This window comes from Colwellia sp., from assembly GCF_013215345.1.
Taxonomy (GTDB): domain Bacteria; phylum Pseudomonadota; class Gammaproteobacteria; order Enterobacterales; family Alteromonadaceae; genus Colwellia.
In genome coordinates this window covers 1-15,584 of the sequence record NZ_JABSOV010000090.1, presented here as the reverse complement: position 1 = coordinate 15,584, position 15,584 = coordinate 1, and the positions used below count along the sequence as shown (strand labels likewise).

General features: G+C 39.5%; 11 protein-coding genes and 1 pseudogene. 6 read left to right on the top strand and 6 right to left on the bottom strand.

What is annotated here, in order from left to right:
• Positions 1-292: 292 nt before the first annotated feature.
• Positions 293-2,932 carry a DNA internalization-related competence protein ComEC/Rec2 gene (locus tag HRT50_RS13430; protein WP_291615313.1) on the bottom strand — a complete coding sequence of 880 codons (2,640 nt, stop codon included), beginning with the start codon at positions 2,930-2,932 and terminating at the stop codon, positions 293-295.
• A 145-nt stretch (positions 2,933-3,077) separates the two neighbouring features.
• Between HRT50_RS13430 and HRT50_RS13425 the strand changes: the two genes are divergently transcribed.
• Positions 3,078-3,587, top strand: a complete 510-nt coding sequence (locus tag HRT50_RS13425) for a DUF2062 domain-containing protein (RefSeq protein WP_291615312.1) — start codon at positions 3,078-3,080, stop codon at positions 3,585-3,587.
• A 110-nt stretch (positions 3,588-3,697) separates the two neighbouring features.
• Here HRT50_RS13425 and ruvB read toward each other — a convergent pair whose 3' ends face one another.
• The 4 genes from ruvB to aspS all read right to left on the bottom strand — a co-directional run bounded on the left by ruvB (position 3,698) and on the right by aspS (position 8,307).
• On the bottom strand, positions 3,698-4,708 hold the full coding sequence (gene ruvB / locus HRT50_RS13420) for a Holliday junction branch migration DNA helicase RuvB (RefSeq protein ID WP_291615311.1): 1,011 nt from the start codon (positions 4,706-4,708) through the stop codon (positions 3,698-3,700).
• Between the two features lie 47 nt (positions 4,709-4,755).
• On the bottom strand, positions 4,756-5,394 hold the full coding sequence (gene ruvA / locus HRT50_RS13415) for a Holliday junction branch migration protein RuvA (protein ID WP_291615310.1): 639 nt from the start codon (positions 5,392-5,394) through the stop codon (positions 4,756-4,758).
• Positions 5,395-5,551: 157 nt separating this feature from the next.
• Positions 5,552-6,079, bottom strand: coding sequence for a crossover junction endodeoxyribonuclease RuvC (gene ruvC / locus HRT50_RS13410; protein WP_291615309.1), 528 nt, complete (start codon positions 6,077-6,079; stop codon positions 5,552-5,554).
• A 431-nt stretch (positions 6,080-6,510) separates the two neighbouring features.
• Positions 6,511-8,307, bottom strand: coding sequence for an aspartate--tRNA ligase (gene aspS, locus HRT50_RS13405; protein WP_291615308.1), 1,797 nt, complete (start codon positions 8,305-8,307; stop codon positions 6,511-6,513).
• Positions 8,308-8,499: 192 nt separating this feature from the next.
• Here aspS and HRT50_RS13400 point away from each other — a divergent pair, with 192 nt between their 5' ends.
• Positions 8,500-8,628: a hypothetical protein gene (locus tag HRT50_RS13400; protein WP_291615307.1), complete on the top strand. Its 129-nt coding sequence runs from the start codon at positions 8,500-8,502 to the stop codon at positions 8,626-8,628.
• Positions 8,629-8,774: 146 nt separating this feature from the next.
• Here the strand turns inward: HRT50_RS13400 and HRT50_RS13395 are convergent, their stop codons facing one another.
• Entirely contained in the window at positions 8,775-11,699 is a 2,925-nt protein-coding gene (locus HRT50_RS13395; protein WP_291615306.1) for a transporter substrate-binding domain-containing protein, read from the bottom strand.
• Between the two features lie 149 nt (positions 11,700-11,848).
• Here HRT50_RS13395 and cmoA point away from each other — a divergent pair, with 149 nt between their 5' ends.
• The 4 genes and pseudogenes from cmoA to HRT50_RS13375 form a co-directional block, all read left to right on the top strand.
• Positions 11,849-12,583, top strand: coding sequence for a carboxy-S-adenosyl-L-methionine synthase CmoA (gene cmoA, locus HRT50_RS13390; RefSeq protein WP_291615305.1), 735 nt, complete (start codon positions 11,849-11,851; stop codon positions 12,581-12,583).
• A 101-nt stretch (positions 12,584-12,684) separates the two neighbouring features.
• Positions 12,685-13,653: a tRNA 5-methoxyuridine(34)/uridine 5-oxyacetic acid(34) synthase CmoB gene (gene cmoB, locus HRT50_RS13385; protein ID WP_291615304.1), complete on the top strand. Its 969-nt coding sequence runs from the start codon at positions 12,685-12,687 to the stop codon at positions 13,651-13,653.
• Between the two features lie 216 nt (positions 13,654-13,869).
• Entirely contained in the window at positions 13,870-15,213 is a 1,344-nt protein-coding gene (locus HRT50_RS13380) for an anti-phage deoxyguanosine triphosphatase (protein WP_291615303.1), read from the top strand.
• A 37-nt stretch (positions 15,214-15,250) separates the two neighbouring features.
• Positions 15,251-15,584 (top strand): annotated as a pseudogene (locus HRT50_RS13375) (patatin-like phospholipase family protein); the annotation flags it as partial.

The window sequence follows — 15,584 nt, the reverse complement described above, 5'->3', positions numbered from 1 at the left end:
CAAACTGATAACTTCACAAAACGAATGAAATATAGAGTAACTATGTTTAACTCATTTTGTTTGTTCTAAGCTCGCTACTGAAGTTCTAAGTTGGTCGATATATTTATTCGTTTGGTATAACAATTGATACTTTTATCATGCTTACATTGTCGATACTTACAGTGACGAAATAGTATTTTACCGTGAATCGGCCAGACAACCAACAAAAACTATAAGCAGAACAATAACAAAGTTAGTACATAGCAAAAACGATAAGCCGAGGTACTTATTTAAAGGCTATTACCTAATGATCCTAGTGGCTAAACCAAAAAGGGCGTAGGTCTTGCACATAAGTTTGCCTGCTGATGCCACTTTCATCAAAGGTAATAATTACTTGCCCCAGCTCGGCACTATTTAATAATTGAATGTTTTCGTCATGATAACGCCGCCTAACCGCTGCTACTGGCATATACCAACGGTTTAAATAACCGGCACTGACTAAGGCTATTTCAGGGGATAACTGACGAAGAAATGCCTGACTCGATGATGTTTTAGAGCCATGGTGCGGTACTTGTAAGATATCAACACTAAGCTGAGGATAAAGCCGTAGTAATTGCCGCTCCACTTTCGAGGAAATATCTCCGGTCAACAAGAGTTTATTTCCCTGAGAGTCACTGATTAAAATGACACAGGAATCATCATTTTTTTGCTTGCCAATATTTCTTTCCTTACCCTGACTAACGCTATCCTCAGCAGATTTTTGTGCCAAAGGCCATAAAATATCAAAGCTTAAACCTTGCCAGGTAAAACTGCGTTCTGGCAAGCAAGCTGTCAGTGATGGATTACTTCTAGGCAGATTAGTGAGAATAGAGATAGGTGGCTTAGTGAGAGTCGGTTTAATACTCGTTGTATCTGTTGCCTTAAAGATGCTTTCATCATTACTGATAATTTCATTAATGATTATATTAACTAGCAGACTTTTTATACCGCCAGCATGGTCGTTATCACTATGACTTAAGATCACCTTATCAAGCTGCTCGATAGCTGAATATTGCAAATATGGCAGTATCACCGCCTCACTAAGCGTAAAACCACTGGGGTAAGCCGCGCCAGTATCATATAAAATTGCATGCTTATTACGTTTCACTAACACTGATAAGCCCTGACCGACATCAAAAAATACCACTTGCCATGGAGTAAAGTTATGCTCCGCTTTGGAGGCAACATCACTATTTTGATCATGCGGATCTTTCAGTACTAAACCTAAAAAACCTAACATAGGCATAGAAATAAGTAAGATAAAAACGCCCTGCTTGACTCGCCTAGACCAATAAAAGGGTGCGAGGTAAAACAGAACAAAAATAAATACACCAATGATTAAGACCAGAGTTTGTTGCACCATTGATAAAGAAATAATGGCATGATTCTGTTTGCTAAGCAGTTCTAAATAAAACCAAAGCCAGCTTAACGATTGCAGCGAGATCATCATAGACCATTGTGCTAATTGCTCATTTAATGGCATCAGCAAGACTGATAGCAGCGCACTAGGTATGCTAATAGCACTCATCCAAGGCACGGCAATAATATTGGCCAGTAAACTCACCAAGGATATCTGCTGAAAAAAGAATGCACTAATAGGCATTAACATAACTGTAAGTGCGACTTGAATAATAAAAAGCCCTTTAAAAAACCGCCAAACTGATGACCCCATAGCTAACCATGAGCTAAATCGCCACAACGTGACAAAGATAATAGCCACAGCATAAAAAGATAACCAAAAGCTTGCCGTTAATAAGCTAAAGGGACTGAACATCAATAAGGCAAATATCGTTAATAAAACTAGACGTTTAGAGGATAATTTTATCCCTGCTAAACGACTGAACCAGTACAGGTTTAACATCACCAAAGCGCGCTGTGTTGGTAATGAAAATCCCGCTAAATAGGCATAGCTAGTCGCCAGCAACACACTTATGGCAATAGCAAAATAACGAATATTTAGCCCTTGCCAGCGAGGGTTTGTTAATGGTAAATTTTTTAAAAATAACATCGCCATAAAAAACGCACTACCGGCGAGTAAGCCAATATGTAAACCAGAAATGGCAATTAGATGGCTGGTACCCGTCGCTTGTAATACTTGCCAGTGCGCGGGATCAAGTAAGCTTCGCTCACCAAAAGCTAGTGCAAATAAAATAGGGCTTAGTGTATGTTTAGGTGCTAGCTTTTGGTATTGAGCAAAGAGTTGTTGCCTGATAGTACTCGTTTCTATAAGAAGTCGGTTTTTTTTACGTTCAGTCGATACTTTCTTTAAGCTGTTTACTTCAGCTAAACTATTCCCCTTAGCTAGACTATTTAAGTTTTCCTTAGGCTTTTTTCTTGGGTTAATTACATAGCCGGTGGCAACAATATTATGTGACTTGAGCCAACTTAAGTAATTAAATGTGCCTATATTGGCTAAACCGTGTGCAGGCTTGAGCTTAACGTTAAGGTATAGCCTTTGCCCTTGAGCGACAGCTAAACTCGCTTTCTGCCAACTTAGCCGGATAATAAATGGCTTGCTAAGCTGCTGTTGATTTACTTTGCTAACAAGAAAGTTAAATCGCTTAGTTTCCTGGTGTTCTTTTGCAACGACGTTGCCAATTTCGCCTTTATTCAAAGTAGTAGTGGGTTGAACTTGCATAACTTGTAAAGTAAGCACCTGACCTTCAACAACAAGAAGCTGTTTTCTTTGCATTTTATCTATAAAATCGATTGGTAATTGATGCTGATAAAGGTAAGCTTGCGTCAAGATCCACAAGGCACCAAAGCATATTCCAGCGCTATAACGTAATTTATTCTTTGTGTAAAAGCCAATAGCCAGACAAAGAAGTAAAAATAGCTGATAAATCGCTGGCACTTCCGGCAAAAATAGGGACAATATAGCACCAAGAAAAAATGTCAGTAACCACCAATCCATAGTGATAAAAAGTCCTTTTATTTTTTGCGATTAAATTCTCGTGCTAGTGACTTGCTGACATTAACGATTGCTATACTTAGCAAGTAAATATAATAATAAAATTAATTACCACACTCACTTTTGATCAAGGGACCTGTAGAAGTATATGCCCAAAAAAACCATTAAACGTATGATGCCAGATCATCAAACAATAAAAGAAAATAAGTACCTAAAGATTTTCGGCAACTTACTACACAATGCCAACCTTTGGCATTTAAATCGGCACTCGGTCGCTAAAGCGTTCGCTGTTGGATTATTCTTTGCTTTTATTCCAGTGCCTTTTCAAATGGTCTTAGCAGCCGGTGCTGCCATTCTTTTCCATGCTAACTTACCCTTAGCCATCGCTTTAGTATGGCTGACAAATCCGCTGACCATGCCGTTTATTTTTTATGCCTGCTACTTAGTGGGTACTTGGGTTTTAGCCGTGCCAGAGCAAGAGTTTGCTTTTCAAGCAAGTTGGCAATGGGTCATTGATAGTTTATCAACCATAGGGCCGGCATTTTTAGTTGGCTGTGGCGTACTAGCCGTTAGTTTTTCTATTTTAGGCTATTTTGGTATTCAAGCCTTATGGCGTTACCAAACCATTAAAGCCTGGAGAAGTCGACCACACCGTTAATTGGGCACAAAGTATTTATTTAGCAAAAGTACCCTGCTTAAAAAATAAAATGCCAGCAATATGCTGGCATTTTTTATAAGTGATATTACTTGCTTAGGTAGCTTTAGCAGCTATTCAGTTGGCTCTTTGGTAAGGCCAAAATGCTGGTAAGCTCTGTCAGTGGCGATACGACCGCGTGGGGTACGCTGCAAAAAACCTTGTTGAATTAAAAAAGGCTCTAGCACATCTTCAATGGTTTCCCGCTCTTCGCCTATGGCAGCAGCAACGTTATCTAAGCCAACAGGTCCACCCATAAACTTATCAATAATTGCGTGCAGTAACTTTCTATCCATGAGATCAAAACCTTCACTGTCAACTTCTAACATATCCAACGCGGCAGCGGCAGTTTCTTGATTCACTATACCGTTTGATTTTACATCGGCATAATCACGTACACGACGTAATAAACGGTTAGCGATACGAGGGGTACCACGAGAGCGACGTGCGACTTCAAATGCGCCCTGCTCGTCTATGGTTAAATTCAAAAAGTGCGCCGAGCGGCTAACAATAGTGGATAACTCAGCAACATTATAAAATTCTAAGCGCTGCACTATGCCAAAACGATCACGCAGCGGTGACGTTAATGCGCCCGCACGAGTTGTAGCACCAATAAGGGTAAATGCCGGTAAATCTAATTTAATCGAGCGAGCAGCAGGCCCTTCACCAATCATAATATCTAATTGATAGTCTTCCATTGCAGGATATAATATTTCTTCAACCACAGGGCTTAAACGATGAATTTCATCGATAAATAGAATGTCATTTTCTTCTAAATTTGTCAGAAGTGCAGCTAAATCACCAGCTTTTTCCAAAACGGGACCTGAAGTGGTGCGAATATTGACGCCCATTTCATTGGCAACAATATTGGCTAAGGTCGTTTTACCTAAACCCGGCGGTCCAAATATAAGTAAGTGATCCAACGGCTCGCCACGATTTTTAGCAGCCGGAATAAATATTTCCATTTGTGCTTTAACATGCTCTTGACCTGTATAGTCTTGTAGCATTTTAGGGCGTATGGCGCGATCAACCCTTTCATCTTCAACGCTAGCTACGGGTTCAATTAAGCGGTCTGCTTCTATCATAGGTTACCTAAATTCTAAAATGTGATTAAGACGTCATGGAAATGATGTTACACCATTGACTTCAACGCATCGCGAATAATATCTTCGCTAGACATGCCGCGATTATATACCGATTTAACCGCTTTATCCGCTTGTACTTGTTTATAACCAAGCGATAACAAGGCATCAATAGCATCGCCTTTGTTATCACTGATAAAAGTAGTATCTTGACTCAAATCAGCAGAAAGTTGTTCTGGCATACCGCCATCATTGCTGACTAAGTGCACAGGTTGTTGTGCCTGCCAATCTTTTAGGCGATCACGCATTTCAATAAGTAAACGTTCAGCGGTTTTTTTGCCGACACCGGGGATTTTTACAATGGCAGTAATATCATCGTGACGAACACAATTAACAAATTGATCCGCAGACATGTTAGATAAGACCGCTAGCGCCAATTTTGGACCAACACCGTTAACCTTAATCAATAAACGAAATAGCTTACGCTCAACTTTATTAACAAAACCATAAAGCAATTGCGCATCTTCACGCACAACAAAGTGAATATAGATAATTGCTTGTTGGTCAAGCTCTGGTAAGGCATAAATACTGGTCATTGGCATAGTAACTTCATAACCAACGCCAGCACATTCAATTAATATTTCAGGGAGATTTTTTTCGACAAGAGTGCCACGTAAACGACCAATCACAACAAGTACCAAAAGCTATTATTTATAAAATAGATACTAACACTATATATTTATACAGTAAAGATGCTGATTAACTGATTACAATTGAAAATGACTTGCTCTGTGCAGCGCGAAGCTGCCTCTATATTCTCGGTGGTGATGACTTATGAAAAATGAATTAGCGTAACCGCCCTCGCACCGTTTTACTGGCTTGGCCGGCTAATCTAGCAATAGTGGTATGGCTATGCGCATGACATAATGCAACGGCTAAGGCATCCGCAGCATCAGCTTGTGGCGTACCAGGCAACTTTAAGATAGTTTTTACCATATGCTGCACTTGAGCTTTGTCTGCCGCACCTGTACCCACTACCGCTTGTTTTATTTGCCTTGCTGAATACTCACTAATGGTTAAACCGGTATTGGTTGCGGCAACAATGGCAGCACCACGTGCTTGGCCAAGTTTCAGCGCGCCGCCAGGGTTTACCCCCATAAAAACTTGTTCAATGGCAAACATATCCGGCTTAAATTGAATAATTATCTCAGAAACACCGGCAAAGATAGTTTGTAACCGTGACGCTAAATCCTCGCCCTGACTTAATGCCTTAATACAACCACTGCCCAGATACGTAAGCTGTCTATTTTCTTGTTTGATAACGCCATAGCCAGTAAAACGGGAACCTGGGTCAATGCCTAATATAATTGTCATTTAATACCTTAAAATCTGAAAGAGGCTGAACAAACTGAGTGTATATACCCAAGCGACTTCAAAATTCTCGTTTCAGGACGCCTGAACGATTCATGTTCAAGGCGTGTATTTCATTAATGGTTGTTCCCTTAATGAACTATACAACGATGAACGTGATTTGCTCAGACGTCTCACAATGGCTGGTTTATAAACGCTTTACGCTGCGTTATTGACTTCGACAATAGCGCTGCATGGATGCAGCTTAATAGAGAATGCAGGAGCAATTATCCTGAATAACTATTGCCTTCAATCAATGCCTTGCCTAAACGCGTTTCTAATTCCAGCTGAATCCTGCACTTTGAGGTGGCTTGGGTATGAAAAAAGCGTATTGATGGAAAACCCTCAATACGCTTTTTATTAGTAATTCAGTACAGAATTAATAGTTAAAGCTATTACTCTTGTGAAGCTTGTTCTTTCTTTTCTTCAACGATTGTTGCTATACCTAGCTCTTTTAATTGCTCAGGATTCGCTTTACCTGGTGCATTGGTTAATGGACAAGCGGCGGTAGTGGTTTTAGGAAAAGCCATAACCTCACGGATTGAACTTGCACCTGTCATTAACATAACAAGACGGTCTAAACCAAACGCTAAACCAGCATGTGGCGGCGCACCATATTGAAGCGCTTCTAGTAAGAAGCCAAATTTTTCTTGTGCTTCTTTATCACTGATGCCTAAAATTCTAAAGACCGATGCTTGCATATCTTGCTTGTGGATACGTACCGAGCCACCACCAAGTTCACAACCATTTAACACCATATCATAGGCATCTGATAATGCGCCCACAGGATTGGCTTCTAACTCTTCTGCGGTTAAATTAGTTGGTGCGGTAAATGGATGATGAATAGCGTGCATTCCGCCATCAACTTCTTCAAACATTGGGAAGTCAACAACCCATAGTGGTTTCCACTCACCTTGCAATAAGTCAAGATCTTCACCCAGTTTAAGACGAAGTGCGCCTAAAGATTCAGTAACAACATTATACTTGTCTGAACCGAAGAAGATGATATCGCCTGTTTTGGCGTTAACACGTTTTAATAAGGCTATCGCTTCGTCACTTGATAAGAATTTTAATATTGGCGACTGTAAACCGTCAAGGCCCGTTGCCAATGCTGCATCAATATCATTAACTTTTAACCAAGGCATGCCTTTGGCGCCGTAAATACCAACAAATTTAGTTAAATCGTCAAGACCCTTACGTGAGAACTTAGCTGCACCTTGTGGTAAACAAATGACAGCCACACGACCTTTGTCATCGTTAGCCGGTCCTGAAAATACTTTAAATTCTACATCTTTTAAAATATCAGCAACATCAACTAGCTCTAATGGATTACGTAAATCAGGTTTATCACTACCAAAGCGAGTCATTGCCTCGTGGTAAGACATACGTGGGAAGTCACCTAAGTCAACATCTAACATGGTTTTAAACAAATCACGGATCATAGTTTCGGTAATAGCCATAACCTGATCACTACTCATGAACGAGGTCTCAATATCTATTTGAGTGAACTCTGGCTGTCTGTCAGCACGTAAATCTTCATCACGGAAACATTTAACGATTTGATAGTAACGTTCCATACCTGACATCATTAACAATTGTTTAAATAATTGTGGTGATTGTGGTAAAGCAAAAAATTGACCTTTATGCGTACGACTTGGTACTAAATAATCACGAGCACCTTCAGGTGTTGCCGCAGTAAGAATAGGTGTTTCAATATCTAAGAAACCTTGAGCTTCTAGTGAGCTGCGTACTGCTGAAGTAACTTTCGCGCGAAAACGTAAACGTTCGGTCATTTCAACACGACGTAAATCAAGGTAACGATACTTTAATCTTAACTCTTCTGAGTTAGTTTGATTTGAATCTAATGGCAATGGTGCCGACTTATTTAAAATGGTAAGTTCTAAGCCAAGTACTTCAATACCACCAGTTTTCATGCCTTTATTTACTTGACCTTCAGGGCGAGCGCGAACTTTTCCTCGAATTTGTACACAAAACTCATTGCGTAAGGTATTCGCTTTTTTGATTACTTCAGGTAAATCTGGATCATAAACAACTTGTACAAGGCCTTCACGGTCACGTAAATCTAAAAAGATCACAGCGCCTAAATCACGACGTTTGTTAACCCAACCACATAAAGTTATTTCTTGCCCGATGTGAGACTCGTTTACTTCACCACAATAAAGACTGCGCATGTATTTTGCCCTATACCAATTCAATTTATTAACAAACGCTAACTAGCGCTTGTTAGGATAATTTTTGCCATATTATAAAGCAAAGATTGTTAATGTCACCTAGAACAGGCAGATGCACTAATTAAAGGCACAACAAAAATATTTTAAACTCACAATGATCACTTTCTCTGTGACCTTGGTGGTAGATATTTAATGTCTTTAATAACTCAACCGAACCAGAGGAAATTCACCACAGAGCTATTATTCCTAGAGAGTGAGGCTTCGCTACACCGAGAAGAGAAAGATACTAAAGAAGAAAATAATGAGGAAATTGTATTTTAAAATCACTTCCTCTGTGCAGCGCGAAGCGAGGCCTACATGGATGTAGGTCACTTAGGTTATGCATGGAGCATATAACCTGCTGCTGCTCTTTATTTGAAATGTATCGGTGGTTATTCTTTTTTTCTTTAAAGCTATGTTGGTAAAGACTAATTAAAAAGATAGTGATTTTTACCGGCAGCTTTTACCTTGTACATCATGGTATCAGCTATTTTGAGTAGGTCTGTATCATTATCACCATCCGCAGGATACATGGCAATACCTATGCTACAGCCGATAAAAGCCTTAATGTTTGCCTCTCTTTTAGCAAGTTCAAACTCTTTTTGCATCAGTTTTAATACTTTTTCAGCGACATAGGCCGCCTCATTGGGACTATGTAATCCGGTGAGTAACAAGACAAATTCATCGCCGCCAAAACGTACTACGGTATCTGAACTTCTCACACACCCTTGCAAGCGCAAAGCAACTTGTTGCAATAGTTCATCCCCGACATCATGGCCATGGGTATCATTAATATTTTTAAAACCATCTAAATCGATAAATAACACCGCCATTTTAAGGGATTGGCGTTGATGAAATTGTATCGCCGTGCTCAACCTATCCTTCAATAGCACCCGATTAGCAAGCCCAGTTAACTCATCATGGGTTGCCATATGTTTCATTATTTTTTCAAGCTGCTCCCGATGCTTAATTTCAACTTGTAAGCGTCTATTCCAAATAATAATAAAGCCCAACACTAACAAAATGATCACGCCAATTTGCGCGCCAACTTGCAGGACGACATTTTTATCAAGACCGGTTTTTATTGCCAAAGTAAACCAGTTATCGTAAATGATTTGCTTTTCTTTTTCGGTAATCGTCAATAGACCTTTATTGATAATGTCCTTCAATAACGGCAATTGTTTGTTGATAGCAAAATGACTTTTATCTAGGCTGACATCTTCCATCATAGAGATCATCAAGGTAACAATATTTTCTTGCTTCAATAATTGTGATGCAGAGGCCATAGTGGTGATGAAACCATCAACACGTTCTTGTTGCAATGCAACTAATGCTTGCTCTCTATTATCCACTAATTTAAACGTAATTAAGGGATGTTTTTTTCGTAAGTTAGTAATTAAATAATAGCCTTTGACAATAGCCACTTGTTTACCATAAAAATCTTCAAGTTTGGTTTTACGGCCATAATATTGCGGATGCACCATTACCCAGGGCATTAGCCAATAGCTTTCAGAAAATAGCATCAGATTTTTACGTTCAGGGGTCGGCGTGATACTACCAAGCATATCTATTTTATCGGTTAATAATGCGTCATATAACTGCTGCCAAGTATCAAAAGCTACATAATTAAAGTCAATACTGGTTCTGTCCTTAATCAAGTTAATAACATCACGGTTAATGCCCGAAAAGTCACCTTGTTCATCAATGAATTCAATGGGCGATAATTGTTTAACAATACCTAAATTAATTTTTTCTCGCGCGGCTAAAAAGGCTGTTTCCTCTTCAGTTAGCCTAATTTTTTGTGCTTTGCGTTTATAATAATATTCTCCGGCATTGCCATTTAACCAGCGGTCTTCAATTTGAATAAGGGTATTAATATCTAATTCACTAAAGCCATTGTTAATTATTTGCATCAATTTATGATTTTGCTGATGAATTACCGGCGATAAGTTTAAGGTAATAACGGGACTGTCTAAACGATAGAAAAATGCCTGCAAGTTGCTTTGCACTAATCTGGCATTAACTAAATCAACTAGTCCGACAAATCCTGATATTTCACCTTGCTCTGCAGCATTTATCATAGTACTGAGACTACTAAAGTCACGGATATTAATTTGTGGGTATTGAGCAATAAATTGCTCTCTGAAAGTAGAGCCTTGCCAAATACCTATAACATGCTGACTAAACTGCTGAGAAAACTGCTGAGAAAACTGATCGAGGGAGTGAATTCTATTTCCTTCAATATCTTTAATGATTTTACTGACAAAGACTTGAGAATTTGATAAATAAATGGGTTTGGCAAACAATGTATTTTGAGGAGTATTAGCGTGATCCGGATAGGCCAAAAGCACATCCGCTTTTTGCTCGGCAATAAGGTCTAACCCTTCAGCCATATCACGGGCCACAAACTCAACATTAATGCCGACATTTTTAGACCATAAACGCCATACATCTATCAGTAACCCTTGTGGCTCTCCCGATGGACTAACCCCCATATAAGGAGGGTAATGTGATGAAAATGCCACTAGCAAACTGTCTTTTTGTTTATCTAAACCTAGCCATTTCCGCTCAATGGCTGCTCTTTCTTGTCTTGATATTTTGTCAAAACCTTGTTCGATAAAGCTGAGCAAGGCATTATTATTTTTAGCGACAGCAACACCGTAGTCACTTTGTTGATAGCGTAAAACTTTATGTACCGGGAAACGTTGTCGTAAACTATCGTAATCAGGGAAGTTATCGGCGAGTTTTTCTAAACCACTAAAAACTAAAATCTCGTTATTTAACGCTGCTCGGTATAAATCATGGCGATTACCATAGGTTTTCAAGGCTAAATCAGGATAGTATTTTTTTAATTTCTCGATATGAGCTGAGCCTGTAACAACGCCAATACTATAGGGTTTTAAATCGGCAAGGCTGTCAACAGTATCGAGTTTTTGATGTACATAAAGGTGAGTATAAACATGAAAAAGCGGGCGGGTAAAAGCAAGGGTTTTACGGCGAGAGTCTAAAATGGTTAAGCCGGCATGAATATCTACTTTGCCTTTAGCGACTTGGCTTAGTGTTTCAAGCCAAGGCAGGATAACAAACTGGATGTTGACTTGCTGCTTTTTCGCCCATAAGCGCCACATATCGGCCATCAGACCAATGGCATTACCTTGTTCGTCAATAGCATGATAAGGAAAGGAGGTTTCATTTATAGCAATAGTTAGCGGTTGTTTAATCGCCACAGACAACGGAGTTACCCGGCTTTCAGGCTCTGCGGCAGGTTTTGCTGCCAACGTTGTTAGGCTAAAAAAGCTTAAACACCAGAGAACTAAAATAAAATGATTGGTCTGTTTGTAAAAAAAATTCAAAAAAACACCCTATAGATATAGCGTTGCTAACGAGATCGGTTAAAATAAGCTTTATTTACTCGTTAGCAATCAAGAAGCCTGCAACATGTGCTTGAATGATAAAGAGTATAGATACTAACCTTAACATAATAGACAATATAGCAAAGCTTATGCATAACTCTGATACCGATTTAATATACTCACAAGCACATAAGCAAGTAAAAAACTTTACCTTTGATGCCCAAGTCGTTGAAGTTTTCCCCGACATGATATCTCGGTCTGTGCCGGGCTATAACACTATTATTGACACTATAGGACGACTTAGCCAACAGTTTGTCCAAGATAATAGTAATATCTATGATCTCGGTTGCTCTCTAGGCGCCGCAACGCTGGCGATGCGTAAAGGAATTACGGCTGAAGGTTGCCAAATTATTGGTGTTGATAATTCTATTGATATGGTCAAACGCTGTAAAATGCATATTGATGCCTTTAAAGGTAATACCCCTGTGACTATTGTTGAAGGTAATATTCAAGATATCGAGATAGAAAATGCTTCTATGGTGGTATTAAATTTCACTTTGCAATTTATAGAAAAATCACAGCGCCAAGCATTACTGACTAAAATAGCGCAAGGTTTAAAACCGGGTGGTTTACTGGTGCTATCAGAAAAAATTAGCAGCGATGACCCAGCTATTGATAAGGTGTTAATTGAATTACACCATAACTTCAAGCGAGATAATGGCTATAGCGAATTAGAAGTTGCTCAAAAACGTACGGCTTTGGAAAAAGTCATGTTGACTGACTCACTTGATGTGCATAAAGAGCGCTTAGCTCAAGCGGGCTTTACTCATAGCTCTTTATGGTTTCAGTGCTTTAACTTCACCTCGCTTATCGCCATTAAATAAACGCGTTCAAATAACGGCCATTAAATAAGCGCAATTAAATAGTGCCATTAATCGCAGATAAATAACCAAATACGCCACATTCACACGACTAAATAGAACCTATGAAACAGTTTAACCAGTTTTACCAACAAATCGCCACTAATCGTTTAAGCCATTGGTTAAATACCTTACCAGCACAGTTAAGCCATTGGCATGAAAATAATTTACACGGTGAATTCAAACATTGGCAGAAAACCCTGGATGCATTACCTGTGGTAGAAGCTAATTCAAACACAGATATAGTGAATACCGTTAAGGTTGGCGAATTAGGTGATTTAGATCAGGGGCAATTTAAACGCCTTGAAAATCTTATGAAGAAGTTTAAGCCTTGGCGAAAAGGACCTTATCATATTCATGGCTTACATATTGATACTGAATGGCGCAGCGATTTTAAGTGGGATCGCTTAAGCGAACATATCAGCGACTTATCAGGTAAGTATGTCTTAGACATAGGTTGCGGCAGTGGTTATCATTTATGGCGCATGCGCGGCGCAGGGGCAAAATTTGTTGTCGGCATAGACCCTACACAACTATTTTTAATGCAATTTAATGCTATTAAGCACTTTATAGATGATGACCAAGTACATTTATTACCCTTAGGTGTTGAACAACTGCCTGAGCTAAAGGCTTTTGATACCGTTTTTGCTATGGGTGTACTTTATCACCGTAGATCGCCAATCGATTTTCTTTATCAATTAAAGGCACAGCTGGTTAAAGGCGGAGAATTAGTTTTAGAAACCCTTATTGTTGATGGTGATGAAAATACCGTACTCGTGCCTGGTGAACGATATGCCAAAATGCGCAATGTCTGGTTTTTACCGAGTGAAAAAGCCATGTGTGCTTGGCTTGAACGTTGTGGTTTTAGTAATGTTCGCGTAGTAAACACTGATATCACTGCTTTAGATGAGCAAAGAAAAACCGAGTGGATAGATACGGAGTCATTACAAGACTTTCTCGACCCTAATGATAATAGCAAAACTATTGAAGGCTACCCTGCCCCCAAACGCGCTATATTTATTGCTAATGCCTAAAACCTCTTAAGTAACCTGAAATTTCCCCTGACATTCCCGAGGTGTATTGTTGGGGATCCATTCTTTCAACAACATAATGCCCCATGGATTTATCAGACCAAGATACTTCACCACTATCAGTAAAGTAAATAATGCCAAAGGAAATGAGGTAAGTTAAGTTACCTTGATTCGATTAATTAACTTACATAACTTCGCCCAATTTCACTAAGGATAGCTATGAATGATGTTTGGTTAGCAAGACGCCTTAAAAAAGTTACCAACAGACAGCAAGATCACCGTGACCCTTTTCAGCGAGATAGAGCTAGAATATTGCACTCTGCCTCTTTTCGTCGCTTGCAATCAAAAACCCAAGTGATGGGTAGTGGTCAAAGTGACTTTTATCGCACCCGTTTAACTCATTCATTAGAAGCAGCACAAATAGGCTCAGGCATTACCTCACAATTACGCGGTAAATACCCTGAGCTATGCGCAGCACATTTCCCTAAAACTGATAGCTTAATAGAAACGATTTGCTTAGCCCATGATATTGGCCATCCGCCTTTTGGTCATGGTGGTGAAGTTGCGCTCAATTATATGATGCGAGATCATGGTGGCTTCGAGGGTAACGGCCAAACTCTCCGCATAGTGGCGCGTTTAGAAACATTCAGTGAACATTACGGTATGAATTTAACTCGAAGAACTCTACTTGGTTTAATGAAATACCCGCAATTAATGGAAAAGCTGAGCAAGGCTATTAAGCCAGAGTGTGCCGATAACTTTCGACAGCTTAAAGCTGATGACTGGCATCCACCCAAAGGGTTATATAGCGACGATGAAGATATTATTGACTGGGTACTTGCCCCACTATCAACAGCGGATCGTAACCTATTCCAAAGTATGAGTGTGAAAGAAAAAAACAAACATAATAAAACTCGATTCAAATCACTAGATTGTTCCATTATGGAGCTCGCCGACGATATTGCTTACGGTATTCATGATCTCGAAGACGCCATAGTAACGAAAGTAGTAAACCGCAATGATTTTGATCGAGAAGTAATAGACAAGCTGCAACAAATTGACGATGCTTGGCTGCAAGAATACAGTAAAACATTAGCGGAGAAACTCTTTAGTGATCATCATCACTTACAAAAAGATGCCATTGGCGGCTTAGTCAATTATTTAATTACCGCGATTAAGCTAACCGATTTAAATGAACAAGATGATATAAACTTTGCTGAGCCACTACTTCGCTATAACGCAACATTATCAACACCGACAGCTCAAGCACTGCAAATTTTTAAAGATTTTGTTTATTTTTATGTCATCAAATTAACTCGCTTGCAACGCTTGGAATATAGAGGCCAACAAATAGTGATGGAGCTTTTTGAAGCGCTATCATCTGACCCTATGCGTTTATTGCCAAGTAATAGCGCTAAACGCTGGCAACTCGCCTTTGATAACAAGCAAAACCCACAGCGAGTTATTGCTGACTATATTGCCGGCATGACCGATGATTACGCAACTCGCCTTTATCAAACACTGTTTAATGCCCATGGCGCGTCAGACTATCAGTTAAGCTAACCTATTAAAAAATTATAAATATGAGATATTTGCAGCAATGCTAGAGATATACGCCGGAAAAAACGCCTTAAAAACTATACAAGAACAAGGCTTTAAACAAGAGCTCTTTACTAACTTTCTAGGCGCTAGTGGCGGCCCTAAATGGTTTACCCTGTTTGGCTTAGATAAATACCTTTTTGGTGATTTTTTTAAAAACAGGACTACCGAGCTAAATTTAATCGGCTCGAGTGCCGGTGCCTTTCGGGCAGCATGTTTAACGCAAAACAACCCCGTGCAAGCCATTGAAGGCTTAGCACATAACTATGCCCATACGGTTTATTCCAAAAAGCCTAGTGCTGAAGAAATAGCAAATACAGCGGTTGACATAGTTG